The organism is Paraburkholderia madseniana (genome assembly GCF_009690905.1).
Classification (GTDB): Bacteria; Pseudomonadota; Gammaproteobacteria; order Burkholderiales; family Burkholderiaceae; genus Paraburkholderia; species Paraburkholderia madseniana.
Map to the genome: position 1 here is coordinate 24,002 of NZ_VOSW01000081.1, position 18,558 is coordinate 42,559.

At 60.8% G+C, this 18,558-nt stretch carries 18 protein-coding genes and 2 pseudogenes; 11 read left to right on the forward strand and 9 right to left on the reverse strand.

Annotated features, from left to right (window positions below):
• Positions 1–84: 84 nt before the first annotated feature.
• Positions 85–339, forward strand: coding sequence for a helix-turn-helix domain-containing protein (locus FSO04_RS32875; RefSeq protein ID WP_233465055.1), 255 nt, complete (start codon positions 85–87; stop codon positions 337–339).
• A complete protein-coding gene (locus FSO04_RS32880) occupies positions 339–1,697 on the forward strand; it encodes a HipA domain-containing protein (protein WP_154565750.1) in 1,359 nt (452 codons plus the stop codon). Before FSO04_RS32875 ends, FSO04_RS32880 begins: the two co-directional genes overlap by 1 nt.
• A 37-nt stretch (positions 1,698–1,734) precedes the next feature.
• Here FSO04_RS32880 and FSO04_RS32885 read toward each other — a convergent pair.
• Positions 1,735–1,866, reverse strand: a pseudogene (locus FSO04_RS32885) (porin); the annotation flags it as partial.
• Between FSO04_RS32885 and FSO04_RS32890 the strand changes: the two are divergent.
• From FSO04_RS32890 to FSO04_RS32910, 5 genes and pseudogenes are all read left to right on the forward strand, one after another.
• Positions 1,818–2,312, forward strand: a pseudogene (locus FSO04_RS32890) (M20/M25/M40 family metallo-hydrolase); the annotation flags it as partial. The pseudogenes FSO04_RS32885 and FSO04_RS32890 overlap by 49 nt on opposite strands.
• Positions 2,313–2,578: 266 nt before the next feature.
• Positions 2,579–3,646 carry an alanine racemase gene (gene alr, locus FSO04_RS32895; protein ID WP_154565751.1) on the forward strand — a complete coding sequence of 356 codons (1,068 nt, stop codon included), beginning with the start codon at positions 2,579–2,581 and terminating at the stop codon, positions 3,644–3,646.
• 219 nt (positions 3,647–3,865) lie between these two features.
• Positions 3,866–5,800: a putative bifunctional diguanylate cyclase/phosphodiesterase gene (locus tag FSO04_RS32900; protein ID WP_154565752.1), complete on the forward strand. Its 1,935-nt coding sequence runs from the start codon at positions 3,866–3,868 to the stop codon at positions 5,798–5,800.
• A 70-nt stretch (positions 5,801–5,870) separates the two neighbouring features.
• Complete coding sequence (locus FSO04_RS32905; RefSeq protein ID WP_154565753.1) at positions 5,871–6,092, forward strand: hypothetical protein; 222 nt, start codon at positions 5,871–5,873, stop codon at positions 6,090–6,092.
• Positions 6,093–6,375: 283 nt separating this feature from the next.
• Positions 6,376–7,416: a sigma-54 interaction domain-containing protein gene (locus FSO04_RS32910; RefSeq protein ID WP_166618302.1), complete on the forward strand. Its 1,041-nt coding sequence runs from the start codon at positions 6,376–6,378 to the stop codon at positions 7,414–7,416.
• Positions 7,417–7,555: 139 nt separating this feature from the next.
• On the opposite strand, the gene FSO04_RS32915 is transcribed toward FSO04_RS32910, so the two are convergent.
• The 3 genes from FSO04_RS32915 to FSO04_RS32925 form a co-directional block, all read right to left on the reverse strand.
• Positions 7,556–8,800, reverse strand: a complete 1,245-nt coding sequence (locus FSO04_RS32915; protein WP_154565755.1) for an acyl-CoA dehydrogenase family protein — start codon at positions 8,798–8,800, stop codon at positions 7,556–7,558.
• 239 nt (positions 8,801–9,039) lie between these two features.
• Complete coding sequence (locus FSO04_RS32920; protein WP_154565756.1) at positions 9,040–9,660, reverse strand: hypothetical protein; 621 nt, start codon at positions 9,658–9,660, stop codon at positions 9,040–9,042.
• Between the two features lie 30 nt (positions 9,661–9,690).
• Positions 9,691–10,248, reverse strand: coding sequence for a hypothetical protein (locus FSO04_RS32925; RefSeq protein ID WP_154565757.1), 558 nt, complete (start codon positions 10,246–10,248; stop codon positions 9,691–9,693).
• Between the two features lie 277 nt (positions 10,249–10,525).
• Between FSO04_RS32925 and FSO04_RS32930 the strand changes: the two genes are divergently transcribed.
• From FSO04_RS32930 to FSO04_RS32940, 4 genes are all read left to right on the forward strand, one after another.
• On the forward strand, positions 10,526–10,945 hold the full coding sequence (locus FSO04_RS32930) for a hypothetical protein (protein WP_154565758.1): 420 nt from the start codon (positions 10,526–10,528) through the stop codon (positions 10,943–10,945).
• 141 nt (positions 10,946–11,086) lie between these two features.
• Complete coding sequence (locus FSO04_RS46525; protein ID WP_166618301.1) at positions 11,087–11,263, forward strand: hypothetical protein; 177 nt, start codon at positions 11,087–11,089, stop codon at positions 11,261–11,263.
• A gap of 27 nt (positions 11,264–11,290) precedes the next feature.
• Entirely contained in the window at positions 11,291–13,405 is a 2,115-nt protein-coding gene (locus FSO04_RS32935) for a phosphocholine-specific phospholipase C (protein WP_154565759.1), read from the forward strand.
• 131 nt (positions 13,406–13,536) lie between these two features.
• Positions 13,537–13,761 carry a hypothetical protein gene (locus FSO04_RS32940; RefSeq protein ID WP_154565760.1) on the forward strand — a complete coding sequence of 75 codons (225 nt, stop codon included), beginning with the start codon at positions 13,537–13,539 and terminating at the stop codon, positions 13,759–13,761.
• A 273-nt stretch (positions 13,762–14,034) separates the two neighbouring features.
• On the opposite strand, the gene FSO04_RS32945 is transcribed toward FSO04_RS32940, so the two are convergent.
• The 5 genes from FSO04_RS32945 to FSO04_RS32965 all read right to left on the reverse strand — a co-directional run.
• Complete coding sequence (locus FSO04_RS32945) at positions 14,035–14,328, reverse strand: transposase (protein WP_154565761.1); 294 nt, start codon at positions 14,326–14,328, stop codon at positions 14,035–14,037.
• 150 nt (positions 14,329–14,478) lie between these two features.
• Positions 14,479–15,180, reverse strand: a complete 702-nt coding sequence (locus tag FSO04_RS32950; protein WP_233465056.1) for a DUF2894 domain-containing protein — start codon at positions 15,178–15,180, stop codon at positions 14,479–14,481.
• On the reverse strand, positions 15,173–15,820 hold the full coding sequence (locus FSO04_RS32955) for an OmpA family protein (RefSeq protein WP_154565762.1): 648 nt from the start codon (positions 15,818–15,820) through the stop codon (positions 15,173–15,175). The genes FSO04_RS32950 and FSO04_RS32955 overlap by 8 nt, the downstream gene beginning before the upstream one ends.
• Positions 15,817–18,432, reverse strand: coding sequence for a DUF802 domain-containing protein (locus tag FSO04_RS32960; RefSeq protein ID WP_154565763.1), 2,616 nt, complete (start codon positions 18,430–18,432; stop codon positions 15,817–15,819). Before FSO04_RS32960 ends, FSO04_RS32955 begins: the two co-directional genes overlap by 4 nt.
• Positions 18,433–18,442: 10 nt before the next feature.
• On the reverse strand, positions 18,443–18,558 hold a 116-nt coding region (locus FSO04_RS32965; protein WP_154565764.1), incomplete at its 5' end, for a DUF3348 family protein.

The following is an 18,558-nucleotide window of genomic DNA, read 5'->3' on the forward strand; positions in this document are numbered from 1 at the left end:
AGCTCGCCACACTGCGATTATTGTGAAAATCTGTGAACTATGGCCCGAACACTACCTCGCGCAATCGATGCTCTCGACCCAGTCGTGCACGACCTTCCTTCGCTCGGGCGTCTCGTGCGCAATCAGCGAGCAAGAAACGAGTTGCGCATCGATGACGCCGCGGACCAGGTCGGCGTAAGCCACAACCTCCTTTCAAAGGTGGAGCGCGGGGAATCCGTTGGCCTGGAGAAGCTGTTCAAGGTGCTCGAGGGACTGGGCCTGAAGATGCTTATCCTCACGCCCAGCGAAGCAGAGGACGCAGTGAGGGCGCTCAGGCCTTCGGCTGGGGAGAGCGTCTGATGGAACATTTCCTCCGCATTTCGACAAACGGTGACACCGTTGGCCACCTCGGCTTCGATGCCGTGCAGAACCAGTACAGCTTCCGCTACGAGCAAGCCTGGCAAGACCGGCGGAGCGCTTTTTCGCTCTCGCCGCACATCCTTCATACGGGGGAGGCGCCGGCGGCCGGCGCGGTGCAGCGGTTTCTCGGAAACCTGCTGCCGGAAGGTCGCGCGCTCGAAGTGGCCGCGGGCTTTGCGCAGATGTCCAAGGACAATATCTTTGGCCTGATTCGTATGCTCGGGAAGGAGCCGGTCGGCGCGTTCAGTTTCACTGCCGCCGAAAACGAGGCAGCCGGGGAGGTGCCCGCCGATGAGCCCATCCGGCGAGACATTCCTGTTGAAGAGTTGAGCCAGCGAATCAAGGAGCGCGAGCAGATTCCGTTTCCCGTCTGGGACAAGAAAGTGCGCCTGTCTGTTGCGGGCTACCAGGACAAGCTGCAGGTGATGGTGGAGGGCAATCGCATCTCGCTGGTTGATGGTTCTCTCAGCTCCACGCATATCCTGAAGCCGGAATCGCGGAACACGGCTACGCCGTTCATGGTCGCCAACGAGCATTACTGCATGACGCTTGCCGCACAGATGGGGTTACCGGCCGCACCGGTCGCCATCCGCCGCATTCCTGAGCCAATATTGCTTATTGAGAGATTCGACCGGGTAGCGCAAGTCGACGCGGATAATCCAGGGCAAATCAAGGCGGTCGGCCGAGTGCATGTCATCGATGGCTGCCAGGCATTGGACCTGCCGTCGCAGTTGAAGTACGAGCGCAATTATGGCCGTACGCTGGATGTGCGAAACATCCGGGAAGGCGCGAGCTTTGAGAAGCTGTTCTCGCAACAACACTTCGAACTTCCAGCGCACGCCCGGTCATTCATGCTCCGGTGGGCGATTTTCCAGTTGCTCATTGGCAATAGCGACGCACACGGGAAAAACATCTCGTATTTCGTCCGCCGCACGCGCCTCACACCCGCGCCGCTTTATGACCTGGTCTCGGTGAGCGCCTACGCGGACAACGCGAACGTGGACCAGGAAATGGCTATGGCTTATGGGGATGCGTTCCTTCTCGAGGAAATCACCCCGTTTGAGCTTGCTCTGTTCGCACAGAGCACCCGCACACGGCCGGCGCTTCTAGCGCGGGAGCTGGAGCGCATGTCTTTGGCTGCCTTGAAGTTTGCGCCCGGGCTTGCGCAGTCCGAGGTGTATGTCGGTGACGACGAGCGAGCAAGGGTGCGAAAGATTTCCGACTTCATTTGCGCGCAGGCAAACAGGCTTTTGCAGCTCGCACCTGAAGTGTCCAAGGTCAATCCGGACCTGCTTTAAGAATGGGAAGACCGCAGATCCGCCTTACCTCTCGACCTCAGAATACGCTGCGGATTCCGAGGCGCCCAACTGCCTGCTTCTGATTTCCAGACGGATTGAATCCAGCGATCTGAGCAACCTGCGCATCTCCTGCTGCTTTCCGGAATACACCCAGCACATACACCGACGATAGGCCGGATTGCGATGACGCCGAACGTGCCGAATGCGGTGCCAGGGCATGTCGAACTGATGCTGGAGGTCCGCAGCGACAGCGACGCAATCCTCGAATGTTTTCCGGAAGACCTGATGGCCGGCGCCACGGCTGATCTCGCTGAATTGCGCGTGTCCGCAAGCGCGGCGCATGTCAGTCGCGCCAAACCAACCGACTGCCAGCCGCTTGTGATGGATGCCGTCGAACGGGCAGCGGGGGCGTTGGGATACGCCACCATGCGTCTGCCGAGCGGTGCGGGGCACGACGCGGTGTATGTCGCGCCGACCGGCCCTATCGGGATGATCTTCATCCCGTGTCTGAACGGGCGCAGTCATTGTCCGGAGGAGTGGATCGAGCCACAGCAGTTGCTCGACGGCACGCGGGTTCTTTACCAGACGATCCGTGAGTTGGATGCTGCGTTGTGACGGGTCACTGCGGTCATGGTCGCAGCGGCAACTGGACATGCAGCGAACGCCGTGGCCCGTCAACCTGCGGACTTTCTATTGCCGCGCGACCGGCGTGAATCCGTAACGTGTGAGTAGGGATAGATAAACCCAAAAATCAAAACAATACAGTAACAAAAACTGGCTTGAGCTGGATACGATAGTGGAAAAAGCTGCCTATAGACCGTAACACTGGTCTTTACCAACGGGCATCCATTCCCTTTCCAAACCAGCTCTCAACGCCTCCTATGCCACGCCCGATCGTTGCACAGATTCATCCCGCCGCAGTCAGCCACAACCTCTCCATCGTCAAGCAACGGGCATCTCGATCACGGGCTTGGGCCGTGGTCAAAGCCAACGCATATGGACACGGAATCGATCGCGTTTTTCCGGCACTCGCGAATGCCGACGGCATTGCATTGCTCGATCTCGACGAAGCAGTCCGTGTGCGTGAGTTGGGTTGGACCAAGCCGATTCTTCTTCTGGAAGGCGTGTTCAAGCCAGGTGACGTGCAAATCGCCCAGCAGTTCGATCTTTCCATGGCCGTGCATTGCCGTGAGCAACTCGATCTGTTGCGCCTGTCGTCGTCGCATGAGCGTGTCAACGTGCATCTGAAGATGAACTCCGGGATGAATCGCCTCGGATTCCGGCCCGACGCGTACCGCACCGCGTGGGAGCAGGCCAGATCGATTCCGGGTATTGCGGACATCACGTTGATGAGCCATTTCGCGAATGCTGACGACGGCGACGTGGCGTGGCAGATGGATCGCTTCGATGCGGTGACTCAAGATATACCGGGTCAACGAAGCCTCGCGAATTCAGCGGCCGTTTTGTGGCATCCCCAGGCGCATCGTGACTGGGTGCGACCAGGTGTCGTGCTGTATGGCGGTTCGCCCACCGGCCAGTCGCGTCACATTGACGACGTGGGCTTGCGCGCTTCGATGACGCTCAGGAGCGAAGTGATCGGTGTGCAGTCATTGTCGGCGGAGGAAACGGTTGGGTACGGCCGTGCCTTCGCTGCGAACCGCGAGATGCGCATTGGTGTGGTCGCATGCGGGTATGCGGACGGATATCCACGGCACGCATCGACGGGTACGCCAATCGCAATCGACGGCGTCATGACGCAGGTGGTGGGCCGTGTTTCGATGGACATGCTCACTGTCGATTTGACACCGTGCCCGCGTGCGCAGATCGGCTCAAAGGTCGAACTGTGGGGGGAACAGATCAAGATCGATGACGTCGCTCACGCTTCCGGGACGATCGGGTACGAACTGATGTGTGCGCTGGCAAAACGGGTGCCCGTAGAAATAGCCTGAATGACCGCCTCTCTCGCCGGAGCGTGAAGCAATCCGCAAGAGATACTCACGTCTTCGGACGAGAGGCGGTGCCGCATTGCCTGTTGCACAGGCGTAATGCTGTCTAATAAGGGTGTCTAATAAGCCAGCGCCATTGCGTTGTAACGGACGTTTTGTGTTTACGTAATAATTGCGAGGCGTGTCCGATTCGATCCACTAACCATTAAAAATGCGTAGGTCATGGCTTTCAGCGAACCAAGGTCTCCATTTTTCAAATGGGTGGTGTCCTCCGCTCAGAACCTGAGCGCCGACAATCGGCAAATATTGCTTGCCAACCTGTTCACGCGAACCGCATCGATTGTCTTTGCGTCGATCTGCGAAATCAGTGTCTGCGCAACCGCTTACTATCTTTATCCAAGAGCCCTTTACGCGTGGTGGGGCAGCGCCGTGGTCGCGCTGCTGATGACGCGTCTCGCGTTGATCTGGCTGTGCTGCGAGCGCAGTGCCCGCAACCTGCCCACCCCTACCTCGGCTTTTCTCTTTGCCAGTCTTCTCTGGGCGGCCCTGTTCGGCTTTGGCACTTTTTTGTGCAATACCAGCGGAAATCAGACACTTTTTCTGCTCGGCAACGTTTGCGCGGTGGGTGTGATCGGCGGATTGGCCGGACGCAACGCAGGCACACCCAGGCTGGTGCTTCTCCAGATATCGTTCATTCTCGGGCTGTTGGGTTGGGGGGCGGCGCTGTCTCCCGGCTCCGGCAAACTTGTGCTGCTGTTTCAGGCGCCGTTTTGCGCGGCGGGTTTCTTTACTGTGGCATTGCGCAGCAATCGCGACACCGTTGCCTTACTGCTGGCGCGCGAAAGCAGTCATCGGCTGGCTCACCAGGACAGTCTCACTGGCCTTCCTAACCGCGCCCGCATTACCGAGCTTCTGCTGGAACGCACTGCGGCCGGCTCGTTACGACTGAATCATCGATTCGCGGTTCTACTGATCGACCTTGACGGCTTCAAGGCTATCAATGACAGCCTGGGTCACGCCGCCGGCGATCAGATTCTTCAGGAAGCGGCGATTCGATTGCGTGAAGTACTGCCGGCCGGCGATCTGGTCGGACGCCTCGCCGGCGATGAGTTTGTCGCCATTACCGACGGCACGGCGTTGACCCGCGACGTCCATTTGCTGGCAGACCGTATCGTCAAAACGCTGGCGCGTCCTTTCACACTCAGCGAAGCGTTGGTGCATATCGGTGCGAGCGTGGGCGTCTCGCTCTATCCCGAGCACGCAAAGACAGGACCGCAATTGCTGATCTGCGCGGACCGCGCGTTGTACGCCGTCAAACGCAGTGGCAAAAGTGCCTTCTCTATCTTCGATGCCGTCAGGCACGCCTCCGACGAAAGTTTGAGCCTTCTGCGAAGCGATCTGGAAGGGGCGATGCAGTCTTACAGCGATCTGCGCATGGAGTACCAGCCGATCGTCGATCTCGCCGACGATACGATTTCCGGCCGCGAGGCGCTGCTTCGCTGGACGCATCCGACTCGCGGTGAGCTTTCTCCTTCCGCATTTATTCCCACAGCCGAACGTACGGGCCTCATCCTTGCACTCGGCGAGTGGGCGCTGCTGCAATCCTGCACCGAAGCTGCCACGTGGCGTGATGCAGTGAGCGTCGCCGTGAATGTTTCGCCGGTGCAATTGCGGGAGGAATCGTTCGCGTCGGCGGTTGAGGCGATCCTCGGCAAGACGGGATTGCCGCCCGCGCGCCTGAATATCGAAGTCACGGAAACGGTGTTGTTGAGCGACGATATCGTCACCCGGCACAACGTCGAGAAGCTTCGCGCATTGGGAATCGGCCTCGCGCTCGACGATTTCGGCACCGGATTCTCGACCATGTCGACGCTTGTGCGCTTCTCATTCGACAAGCTCAAGATCGACAGTTCGTTCGTGAAGGAGTCTGTGCATCGACGCGAATCCGCGGCCGTGGTTCGCGGGATTGTGGCTTTGGCACGGGAAATCGGCATGCCCACCACGGCGGAAGGCATTGAGACGCAGGAGCAGTTGAATTTCGTGCGCGTCTGCGGATGCACGCATGCGCAGGGTTTTCTTCTGGGAAAGCCGGTCCGGGGTGAAGAGATCCCGCACCTCGAAAAACGGCTCGCTGCGCATTCCGCGGATAAGGCTTGAGAGATCTTATCGACCGGCATGATGCCGATTTCCGCGGCGTTGGCCGGCTAGTTACGGGGCAGGGTGACGTATGAAGCTGGCGAAGCAAGATGGCCTCGGTGCTGCTGCCGGAGAAGCAGTGCCGGGTGTCAGCGATGGACGCGCGCGCTTTCAGTATTCCAACAGGCCTGCTGCCTGGGAGGCAGTAAGGGAAGGCGGTGCTGGTGCAGAGGCAGCATCCATACCGATGCTGCTGCGTAAGCAGCAATTCAACTTTGGATACCACAACAAAATGCATCGGAAGTCGCGGTAGATGTTCAGAATACGCTTTTGAGGAAGCAACCCTGATCGATGCCGTTCAACGCCCGTCAGCCGACAGAGGACGGTCCACGCCCGCACGTAGCGGAGTGAGTGTCCTTGACCATATGAATTCGACCTACGTACTGCCGGACGCGCCGGCTTCTCTGCCACCGAGCGCGGAGGCATCGGTCACTGAAACGCCGCTGCAGATCGCGCAACGGCTCGCGATCACATTTAATCACGTGTTGCCAGACCGGCCAGCCATCGCGCGAACGGAAGTGCCGCCTTTGTTGACGATGCCCGACAAGCGCACGCTGACCACCTCGATTCGCGCGACCGTCCAGGTCTTCTCGGACCCGCAATCGCTGGCGTTACTCGAACGTATTCGCATGGTGGCGCCGAGCGACGCTAACGTGCTCGTGATCGGCGAGACAGGGACGGGTAAGGAGTTGGTCGCGCGTCATGTGCATAACCTGAGTGCTCGCAAGGACGGCCCGTTTGTGGCGGTCAATTGCGGGGCTTTCTCCGAGTCGCTGGTGGAGAGCGAGTTGTTCGGCCACGAGAAGGGCGCGTTCACCGGCGCGTTCTGCGCCAAACCCGGCTGGTTCGAAGCGGCGAATGGCGGGACGCTGTTTCTGGACGAGATAGGCGATCTGCCGCTATCGATGCAGGTCAAGCTGCTGCGCGTGTTGCAGGAGCGTGAGATCGTGCGGCTCGGCTCGCGCCGGAGCATTCCCATCGACGTGCGGGTGCTGGCGGCCACCAATGTGCATTTGCAGGACGCGGTGGCGGCAGGCCATTTCCGCGAGGACCTGTTTTATCGCCTGAACGTCGTGCATCTGGCTGTACCGACGCTGCGCGATCGGCCTGGCGATATATTGCCGCTGGCCCGCTACTTCATTGAAGAGTATCGGAACCGGTTGGGCTACGGTCCCGTCGACATCGAGCCGCGCGCGGAGCGAAAGCTGCTGGAACATAGTTGGCCCGGCAATATTCGTGAACTTGAGAACGTCATTCACTACGCGTTGTTGGTGTGCCGCAGCGATTCGCTGGGCGAGGGCGATTTGCAGATGTCGTCGTTCGGGATTCACGCCGCGCGGCGAGCGGCCAGTGAACCTGTTGCGTCTACGCCGTTGGAAGGACTGGAGGGGGCATTGCGCCATCTCTTCGATCGCGCGGAAGGCAATCTGTTCGAACAGATCGAAGACACGGTGATGCGCGTGGCGTTCGACTTCTGCAACCGGAATCAGATTCAGGCGGCGAGGCTGCTGGGCATTAGTCGCAATGTGTTGCGGGCGCGCTTGATTCGGGCGAAGCAGATTTCCGCGCAGAAGTAAGCTCACATGCGTGATAGCGGATAGTGGGCGCAGTCCTGCCTTTTGCGTGCATTTAGAAGTCAAAGCAGACCGGCCGCGAGACCAGTCCGCATGTCGCTGCGTTGTTGCTGTGTATCGCCGCGTTCGCGGCGGTAGCGGACTATGCCGCGGTTCTGCTGTTGCCGATCTGCCAGACGAAGGGCGGCTCTTTGCGGTTGATTTCCCAGTCGCCCACAATCCGCTCCTTATAGATCAGCGGATTGTGCGACGCTGCAGTGCGCGCGTTTCGCCAGTGGCGGTCCAGTAGTTTGTTCTCGCTTGTGCCCGAAGCACCGAGTGCATTGAACAGGTCGGTGGTCGCCTGCAAAATCAAACTGGCCACGGCGACCTGGGCTTTTGCCGATTCGATTTCGGCCGCCACGTTCGCTGCGTGTTCAACATCGCGGTCCGCGCCGAAGCGCGTTTCGTACGCTCTTTGTGAGGGTTCCGCGGCTCGCACGGCCGCGGCCTCCGCCGCATACACGCGTGCCGCTATTTGCCCGACCACCTGCTGCACCTGGGCGTCTTCGCTGACGCGTGGCGCGTTGCCGTGACTGTACACCCGGGTGCGTTTGCGCACTTCATGCGAGATGTCACGCAATGCGGCGCGCCCAGTACCTGCGATAACCGCGATCAGCACGAGTTGATAGAACGCTGTCTGGTATTTGAAGCGCGTGGCGAAGTCGATGATGTTCTCTTCGTCGACCACGGCGTTTTCGAATACGGACGTCCCGCTTCCGGTGGTGCGCTGACCGAAGCCATCCCAGTCGTCGCTTTGTTTGACGCCTGGCTGGTGCGTGCTCACTGCGGCGATGACGTCGGCGCCGTTGTCGTCGCGCTGGGCGTAGACGTCGATCCAGTCGGCAAAAATGCTGCCCGTGCTGTAGTACTTGGTTCCGTTGACGACCCACTGATTGCCGTGGCGCGAGACACGCGTAATCACGTCGCCGATCTTGACCGCGCCGACTTCGGTCCACGCATTGCCGACGATTTCCCCCGCCACGAAGCGTTGCAGCCATTTTTCCTGTGCAGCGCCGGGTGCTGCGTTGATTCTGTCTTCGACGAAGGCGAAGTGGCCACGCAACGCTTGCGGCAAACTCGAATCGGCCTCGGCCAGTTCGATCAGGAGTTGCACGAGTTGCGGAAGCGACGCGCCGGCGCCCCCGTATTCGCGCGGCACTCTGACGGCGCCGAACCCGGCTTCCTTCAACCAGACAATCTGCTCGTACGGCAGCGCGCGAGTGCGTTCGCGTTCGAGCGCACCTTCCGCGATCCGATTGAAGATCGGCCTGAACCTGGCAGCCAACTGTTCATAGTCTGTGCCGTACGAAAGCGGAAGTTTTTCACGCGGGTTTTGTGATGTCATGCGCCTGCTCTAAAGTCGATAGGTGGGGTAAGGCAGAGCGACTGAGCTCTTGACCATATGGACTACAAAGCACGAGCTATGCCATCGAGGCGAGCGTCCTGCCGCGCTGCTCTATGGGTAGGGTCGGGGTTTCAAACTGCTGGATTGAGAGCAGTATGCTGATGGACTGCTTGTCTGACAGCAGCTTCAGGTCGATGCGCCCGCTGAATCCAGCGGGCGCCGATCATGGCGGCCTGCTCTTACTGACGCAGTTCCGGCGAATCCTGCATAGCTGCCTGCAACTTCTGCACGGCGTCAATCGTCGCGCGCTGTGCGGCGAGACCGAAGTTGCGCTTGAATTCGCCAAACTCTGCGTGGCCGTTGCCCGTCACTTCCTTTTTCGTCACGAGCTTGCCGGTCGGATCTGTCACGGTACACACGAGCGTCACCGAAAAGTCGGTCGGCGGCCAGGTCAGGAGGCTCGGCGACGAAGATGTCGTCGAGATGGTCGGCGTGACGACATAGCTCAGGCTTTTTGATTGGAGGGTTGCCTCATCAGGCGCGGCATTCAGCTTCACAACATTGCTGAACACCTGGCTGAGTTCGACGTAGATCGGGAGTTCCAGATCACGATATGGTTTGTAGGCCACCTTGTCGCCACCACCGCCTGGCGAGACGACTTCCTTTGCGCGCAGTTCGTCGGTAATGACGAGCCCAACCGTCTTGTTGATCGGCTGCGTTTGAGCCGTCGACGTTGCTGCGGTAGTAGACGCTGTGAGCGCTGCCGGGTCGCCGGAGATGGTGATGTCGTGTGCGCAACCTGCGAGCGACGCAATGGCGCCGGTGACCGCGATACTGCGAATAAAGTGCATCAGCTTCATGATGATTTCTGCTCGTTGAGAAAAGAGGGATTAATGGATGGCTTGCATGAACGCGGGATCCGCATAGAGCGACGCGAGCAGTTTCTGGACGATGAGCGGATACTCCTGGGTCGCCCGCGGAATCGCGATCGCGGCTGCGAACGACGAATCCCATTGCGTCGTCGCGGTTTTCACGCTGTCGTATCGCACCTCGGCGCCACGCTTGACGATGAAGCGCGCGGAGATCGTGCCCGTGGCTGTTCCGATGTTGGCATCGACGTTATTCTTCAGCAGCACGCCGCTCAGTTCGACCTTGGCGTCGGGTGAAAGCGCACGGCCGATCGTCAGTTCCTGCTGTAGAGCACTCGAAAGGTATTGGGCAAACGAATCGCCAACGGGCGAGCGCATGCTATTCGCACGCAGTTGTACCGATGAGTGATTGCCATCGGTTGGGTCGTTAGTGAAAGCGCCGAGACGCGTTGCCACGGGAGATGCGTTCTTCAGCGTCTGGATATTGTCGACGGAAGCCGAATAGGGCGGCGCGACAACCGAGCAAGCGGCGAGCGCGGCAATGGGGACTAAAAGGAGAATCCTTCGCAGAGCAAACATGGGCTTCTAATGCCTCTTTGGTTATGGTCAAAATGAGGTGGCCGACCGCCTCGACGCTTACGTAAAGGCAGTTCACCTGTTATCGGCAAGTCCGGAGAAAAATTGACAGAAGAGTTATTCTCTTTTTGTAATTGAAAGCCGTCCGTAATACTATTATGCGAGATGTATAGGCGGAGTAATTCAGCATTAACCGGTCCATGCCAAGAAATTGGACTACTGCCAATAGCACTGACTCATCTCCGCTAGCGCGCGCTCATGATTCGACACCGAGGTCCACATGGAACCCACATGGCAATTCCAGCTAAGAATCACCGTCTCACCTGAACTTGCAAACGATCTGCGCACTGACCCGGCAGGTGCTTCGCATGCTGCGCTTCGCAATGTGCTGCGCCAGCACAACGCGACCTTGAAATGTCAGTTCGACGCTTTCGCTGACTACGTGAGTGAAGCGGAAAAGCAGGGCTTGGAAAACTATCCGCTTTATCAATGGACCCGGCAGACAATCGAGAACCCGGAGAAGAAAGCGAAGTACTTGCAATCGTTCACTGTCTACGTGAATGGCGACGAGATATACGGCAAGGAAATCGCCGACGTGATCGAAGCTGAATTGACGGCACTCCTCAGTGACGATGGCATTAAAAGCATCACCCGGTTCGATACTAATCCCGCGAATAACCCGCAGCCGCCCAAGCGCTAGCAATTACACGTAGTCCATCTGCTTTCCAGCACGACACTCGCATGTAATAAATCGAAACTATTGTCTCGGCACCGCTTGCGCCAGAGCGCGGCGGTTGCTGACGCGCGATCGCGTCCGTCGTTCATTTCCACGGAGACTTCCATGCCGACGTCGGCATTCCGGCTTTTTGCGCTCGTCTGTTCTATTGCTGCGGCAGCGCTGCTCAGCGCATGCGGCGACGGCGTATCGTCCACGCCGGTCAAGGCAGCATGCGGCAACGCCACCGTCGCGAATGCGCGCATGAGTTGCCCGCCGGGCTTCGTCCCGCCCGCCTCCTGAGTCCAGAATTCAAATTAGGTCCATCGCATGGTCACCAAAACTCGTCGAGATTTTCTGAAACTGTCCGCCGGACTGGCTGGCGCGACAGCCGCCACCACCCTGTTTCCCGAATCGATTCGCAAGGCGTTGGCAATCGAACCGAGTTCGGTCACGGGCACGATCCAGGACGTGCAGCACATTGTCGTGTTCATGCAGGAGAACCGCTCGTTCGATCACTATCTCGGTCACCTGAGCGGTGTGCGCGGTTATAACGACCGTTTCCCTGTGACGCTGCCGAATGGCCAGCCGGTGTGGTTCCAGCCGCGTCAGGAGGATCAGACGAAGGTGATCGCGCCGTTCCGCTACGACACGACCAATCCGAACGTCAACGCGCAGTGCATCGGCGGCTTGCCGCATACGTGGGCCACCACGCACGGCGCGATCGACAGCGGCCGTGCCGACAAGTGGGCCGTGCAGAAGACCAACATGACGATGGGCTATCACGTGCGCGAGGACATTCCGTTCCACTACGCGCTCGCCGACGCCTTCACTGTGTGCGACAACTACTTCTGTTCAATTCCGGGTAACACGCACCCGAACCGCATGTATCTAATGACGGGGATGGTCGACCCACTCGCCACGGGTGGCGGGCCGCTACTCGACAACACCGACTACATCGACAACCAGTTCGATACTATCAAGCTGCAGCCCTTCAACTGGACGACGTATCCCGAGCGGCTGGAAACGGCCGGCATCTCCTGGCAGATTTATCAGCAAGGCACCGGCTTCGACAATTTCAGCGGCAACTACGGCACGAACATGCTGGCCTCGTTCCAGAATTTCGTGAACGCGCCGGCGGGTTCGTCGCTGCAGAACCGTGGGATGAGCACACGCACGCTCACACAGTTGAAGGCCGACGTGCAGGCCCGCGCACTGCCGCAAGTGTCCTGGCTGTTGCCGCCCGCCGCGTATTCGGAGCATCCGAAATTCACGCCGCTCTATGGCGCCAATTACATTTCGACGATCCTCGACGCGCTGACGTCGAATCCCGACGTGTGGAGCAAGACCGTCCTGTTCATCATGTACGACGAGAACGACGGTTTCTTCGATCACGTGGTGCCGCCGCAGGCGCCTACGGTGCCCGGCTCCGGCATGAGCACCGTGGACATCTCGCTCGAACGGCACAACGTCGTGAGCGCGACGCAGACTGGCACGTATACCGCCGACAATCTGCCGTACGGCCTTGGCCCGCGCGTACCGATGACGGTCGTGTCGCCGTGGTCGAAGGGTGGTTTCGTTTGCTCGCAGGTGTTCGATCACACGTCGGTGCTGCAATTCATCGAAAAGCGTTTCGGCGTAGTCGAGACCAATATCTCGCCGTGGCGCCGTGCCGTTTGCGGCGACCTGACCACGGCGCTCGACTTTTCGAAATCGGATTCGACCGTGCCGTCGCTGCCGAGCACGCAAACCTACGTCGCGCAGGCCGATCTGCAATGCGCGCGTTCCACGGCGCAGGCTGCGCCGGCCAGCACTGCTCAGCAGCTGGTGACGGCGCAGGAGGCGGGCACGCGGCCCGCGCGGGCGCTGCCGTATGAGTTGCATGTGAACGGGCAGTTGCAGTCGCAAGGGTATGCGCTGACGTTTGCGAACACCGGCACGCAGGGCGCGCATTTCTGGGTGTACACGGGCGACCCGACTGCAATGCCGCGTCGCTACACCGTCGAAGCCGGCAAGCAGTTGACCGATACGTGGGCATTCGACGTGAACGGTAACTATATGGTGAACGTCTATGGCCCGAACGGCTACTTCCGGCGCTTCGCGGGTTCGTCCACGGCGGATGCCGCGGCAAAGCCGGATGTCGTGACCTGTTACGACGTGGCCAACGGCAATGTCTACGTGACGCTGTCAAACGCAGGGAGCGCGCCGCTCACGGTCACCGCGGCCGACGTCGCCTATGGACAGGCGCCGCGCACGCTGACCGTGCCCGCGGGGAGCAGTGTGGAGGCGCATTGGGACCTGTCATGCAGCAGCCAGTGGTATGACTTTCAATTGACGGTTGCAGGCAATGCGGGCTGGTTGCGGCGCATTGCAGGTCATGTGGAAACAGCCCACACCAGCATCACCGATCCGGCGGCCACCGCGCCGGTGACGAAGGCGATTTAGGCGTACGGAGTGGACATTTCTTTCAATGTCATTTCGGGGCGGCCGCAAACTGGTAAGTCAATTTTACATTTGGCGACAAGCCGCGGAGTTCGTGAGAGGATGGCACTTCACTTTTTCTCGCGGAGGGCGAAATGGGACTCTTGGACGAAGTAGGCAAGATCGCTGGAGCAGTAGCGGCCGTTGAAGCAGCAGAAAAAGTCGATCCGGAAGCAGGTTTGCTAACGAAAGGCATTGCAGCGATTGCCGGCTTTGAAGGCGCCGGTGCATTGGAGTCGCTGGTCGAGAAGAAAGACGGCGAGAAGCAGGACGACGCCGACAACGCCCAGGCTGCAGACGGTACGAATCCTCAGACGTGATTTTTGCGCTGTGAGCGGGCCAGTTCTACATAGGACTGGCCCGTTTTTTATGGTGAGCTGGAATCGAGGCCCGCGTGCAGCACACCGCTTTTGATCGCAGCCTGCTACGATGCGCCCGCGCTTGACATGCCCGGTCGGGAGGCTGTCTTGCGGGAGGTCGGTGCGGTATTCGTGAAGTGGACTTCGGCTCGAACATGACGAGCGTTGGCCAGCGCAACCTGCGGATAGATGTGATCCGCGGCGTTTCGATTCTTCTTGTCCTGTTTCACGACTTCAACATTGCGTACAGTCTGAACGCCCCAACTGCTCGGTCATGCCAAGTTCGGCGAAAACCTTCGACATCATGCCGGCGCGTCGCCACTCCAGCCATTTGATGTAGCAGGTTTGCGATGGCGGAAAGCTTGCGGGGAGACGCTGCCACTTTTCGTCATTGCGAACGATCCACAGTATGGCGTTCACGATCTCGCGCGGATCTCGCCGTGGCCGGCCGACTCTCGGTGTGGTGTCGTGGTGGAACAGGTGGGCAATGCGTTGCCAATCTTCATCAGACAGCGGGGATTCGGGCATTTTCAGATTTTAACTAGCCAGTACAATCTGATTATCCCAAGTAGAGTCTTTCTGCTAAATCGCGATTTCGGACGTTAAAGCGGCGCAAACCGGGGGATTGCTTTTGGCCGGATTGTGGTGGCCCAGGGGCTCGACAGATCTGCCCTCGCGCTAACGCGATTTGCCCTTGGTATTCTTTTTGGAGCTTGTGGCGCGAGGCGCATCTTTAGCCGGCAAGGCACCGCCGCCGTTCATCTGCTCCATCCACGACAAGGCGTCGACGTACGACAGGAACTGCTGGAGATACCCCGGCGACAACTCGCTCATCAACGAGAGCGATCGATGTACGAGACTGCTTGAGTTGAGCGGACCGGCATTGCCCGGCGCTTTCTTCAGCGACTGCCGCAACTGTTTCTCGGACCGGACCTTGGACCAGGTCTCCCTGAAGTAGTCGAGCGCCTCCAGTTCCGGATAGGACGATGGCCGGGGCGTGACGCTACCCGCTGTGAGGCCGTCACCGCCTGCAGGCGCATGACTGGCGATGTAGTCGATCAGTCCGGCAAGCGTTCCGCGAGCGGGTTCATCGGATGATGCCTTGGTGCCGATGTCGGCGTCGGCATCAGCATCGACCGCCCTGGGCTCAGCGCGTTCAAGATCGAAGGCATACGCCTCGATCAGTTTGGCGAGCCTCTCATCCAGGAGACGCCGCGCCTCGCCGCTATAACCGGCTGCCCGCCTATCCAGCGCCTCGATGAAATGAAAGCGGATGGGATCCAGCCGATCGGCGCCGCGCTCGCGCCATGCGTCGAGCGTTGCCCGGGCGCCGCCTGTCACCTCGCCGGCGCCACGACTCGTATGACTCACACTACTCACGAGGCTTCACCGTTGCGCTCGAAGGCCTCGGGACCGGCGCTATTTCCACGCGCCGGTTTTTCGCCCGGCCCTGGTCGTCGGCATTCGAGCTGACGGGCTGCTGCGAGCCGAACGCGGCCGCAAATACGGACGAGGCGGGAACGCCTGCATCGATCAACGAACGAGTCACCGTCAGCGCGCGCTGGGCCGAGAGCTCCCAGTTGTCGGCAAAGCGACGGTTAGCCTCCCGCACCTGCCGGTCATCGGTAAAGCCGCTCACCATCAGGATCTGGTCATTGGCCCGGAGGTAGGCGGAGAGCGGCCCCGCCAGGCTCTTCAGGACGTCCCGGCCTTCGGGCTGCAATTGGTCGGAGTTCAGTGCGAACAGCACGCTGCCGTTGATGCCGATGCGTCCGTTGACCAGCGTGACCCGGCCCGCTGCCAGCGGTCCTGCCAGCGCCTGCTCCAGGGTCTTGCGGCGCTGCGTTTCCATCTGACGCTGCTTGACCTCTTGCGCAAGCCGGGTCGAGAGTTCCAGTTGCACGCCGATGACGCCCACCAGGATCAGCACGAACGCGCCCAGCAGCACCGACATCAGGTCGCCGAAGACGGGCCAGATGGGCGCCGTGGTCTCCACGCCGCCGTCGATTTCCTCGCTCATGCCGCTTCAGCTCCGACGGACGCCCGCTTGCCCGCGAGGTGCTGCAGGTCTTCGACGATCTGCTTCTGCGACATGATGCTCAGGTCGATGACTTCTCGTGCCTGGGCAACGTAATAGGCCAACTGTTCGTCGCTGCGCGCGAGGGACTTGTCCAACGCGGCTTCGATACGCTGCAGATGCGCGACCAGCGTGGTGTTCGACTCGCCGAACACCTGGACGGCCGCGCCGAATGCTTCACCGAGGCTCGCCACTTCGACGGCGCTGCCGGTGACCTGCGCGGCCACTGCGCCCAGCTTCCCGGTTTCGAGTTCGACCTTGTCGGTGAAACGGGCGCCGACACGATCCAGCAGATCCGCCGATGTGGCGACGAGCGCGTCGACGGCCGTGCGCTGTTCGGTGGACGCATGGTTGACGGCATCGAGCAGGGTTTCCAGCGTTGCCAGCAGGCGGCTACGCTCGTCCAGCATCGCGGTGTCGCGGACCATGCTGTCTGAGAGCTTCTGACGCAATTCGGCGACGACTTCGGCTGCAGCCTTCGGAGCTTCCGACGCGGCTTGCACAAGCTGGCCGATCTCGGCGATCGTGCTGCTCGCGTGCGCCTGTGTTTGGGCCGAGATGTCGCGTGCGGTTTGTGCGAGCGTGTCGCAGATCTCCTGCTGCCGGCTGGCGCTGTGCGTGCCAACCTGCTCCCATTCCTTGCTCAGCGTGGTGGCCATGGAGCCGAGCGTCTCGGTCCAGGCGGCCAGCCGCTGCTGGTCCCGTGCGGCGAGTTCTGCCTGCAGGTTTGCTGCGGCCTTGGGGGCGTCCGCAGCCACTTGCACGAGCCGGTCGATCTCAGCGATCGTGCTGCTCGCGTGTGCTTGTGTTTGGGCCGAGATGTCGCGTGCGGTTTGCGCCAGCGTCTCGCAGATCTCCTGCTGGCGGCTTGCGCTAAGCGTGCCCGCCTGCTCCCATTCCTTGTTCAACGTAGCGGCCATCGAACCAAGTGCCGCGGTCCAGGCCTCCAACCGCTGCTGATCTCGCGCGGCCAGTTCCACCTGCAAGTCCGCCGCGGCCTTAGGTGCTTCCGCGGCCGCTTGCACGAGCCGGTCAATCTCTGCGATCGTGCTGCTCGCGTGTGCCTGGGTTTGAGCGGAGATGTCGCGCGCGGTCTGTGCGAGTACATCGCAGATTTCCTGCTGGCGGCTCGCGCTAAGCGTGCCCGCCTGCTCCCATTCCTTGTTCAGCGTAGCGGCCATCGAACCGAGTGTCTCGGTCCAGATCGCCAATCGTTGCTGATCTCGCGCGGCCAATTCCGTCTGCAAGTCCGTATGCGATTGGCCCACTGCGGCGAACAGTGACGCCGAGTGCTGCTCGAAGGTTGCAGCGGCCGCCGCCAAAGCTTGCTGATTGTGTCCCGCCAGTTTCTCGCCGACCTGTTCTTGCCGTGCCAGCGCCTCGTTCCACGCTGCCGACACGTTGCCCGCAGTTGCGTCGAGGCGCGCGGAGACGCCTTCCAGCAGGCCAGCCGAGCGTTGCTCGAAAGTCTCGGTGAATCGATCCAGCGACGTGCCCAGACGCTGGGTGAGCGCCTCGTTCGATCGCTGCTGCCCCTCCAGTGCCTTGTTCCAGATGCCCGCGACGGTGGTGGTGGTTGCCTCGAAGCCAGTCGAGAGTCCATCCAACTGCCGCTGGACGGCATGCGTGACGGTGTCGTGCATCGCGGCCGTCTCGCGCGCGAGACCTGCCAGCGTGGCCGCCATGACCGGCTGCAGCGCCGCGCTGGCGGCGCGGGTGCTTTCGGCGACGCTCTCCTTCAACGACTGCTCCACGGACGCAGCAAGGCGCGTATAGGTGACCTCGGCCCTGCTGTGGAAAGCGTCCTGGCTGGCGAGCTGCCGCTCGTTCAAGGCGAGGCTCTGTTGCTCGATGGCCGTCATCATCGCCTGCAGACGATCGACCAGCGTGGGCATCACCTCGGCCTGCCGCTGCAGGAGCTTGAAGCTTTCCTCGCGCTGATGGGTCTGCGAGTAGATGCGCAAGGTCGTCGCGATCTTCACGTCGAGCAACTGCGCGGCATCGATCCGTTCGCGCCGGCACAACGCCGAAAGCAGTCCCAGCATCGCGGACGTGGCCACACCCGCAATCGACGTGCCGAACGCGAAGCCCAGTCCCTTGACCGGCGCGCCGAGCGAATCGCGGATAGCTTGCAGGTCCGTCGCGCTTTCCAGCGCCAGGCCGGTGCCCCGCAAGGTCGCCACCATGCCGAGGAGCGTGCCGAGCATGCCCAGCAAGACGAGCAAGCCGACCAGATACGGCGTCAGCGCCGGGCCCGGCAAGGCCACACGCTCGCCCTCGACGCGCAGGCGCACCGCGTTGCGCAGGCTGGGATGCAGGGGCTCAAGCCAGACGCCCAGGCTGGGCGGCGGCCCAGACAGGCCCGCAACCCCACGCGCCAGCGTGGACGTGGCCTGGCTGTAGCGCCGCAGCTCGAGCGCGCCTGCCAGGTAGCAGGCGCCAATCAACAGCGTGACCGCCAACGCCAGCACATTCGAGCCGACGTAGCCGCCACCGATCCAGCACACCGCGGCCAGACCTACCAGAAAAACAACGAGATTGAGATATCTGGACATAGTGTCCCAGTTAGCAGGTGCGAAGGGCGGCGAGCAGCCCCTCGACCGGTTGTAAACGAACATCCAGTTCGGCCAGCAACACGCTCTGCATATCTTTGCGGAACGTGTTCAGCCACGTGCCGGGTG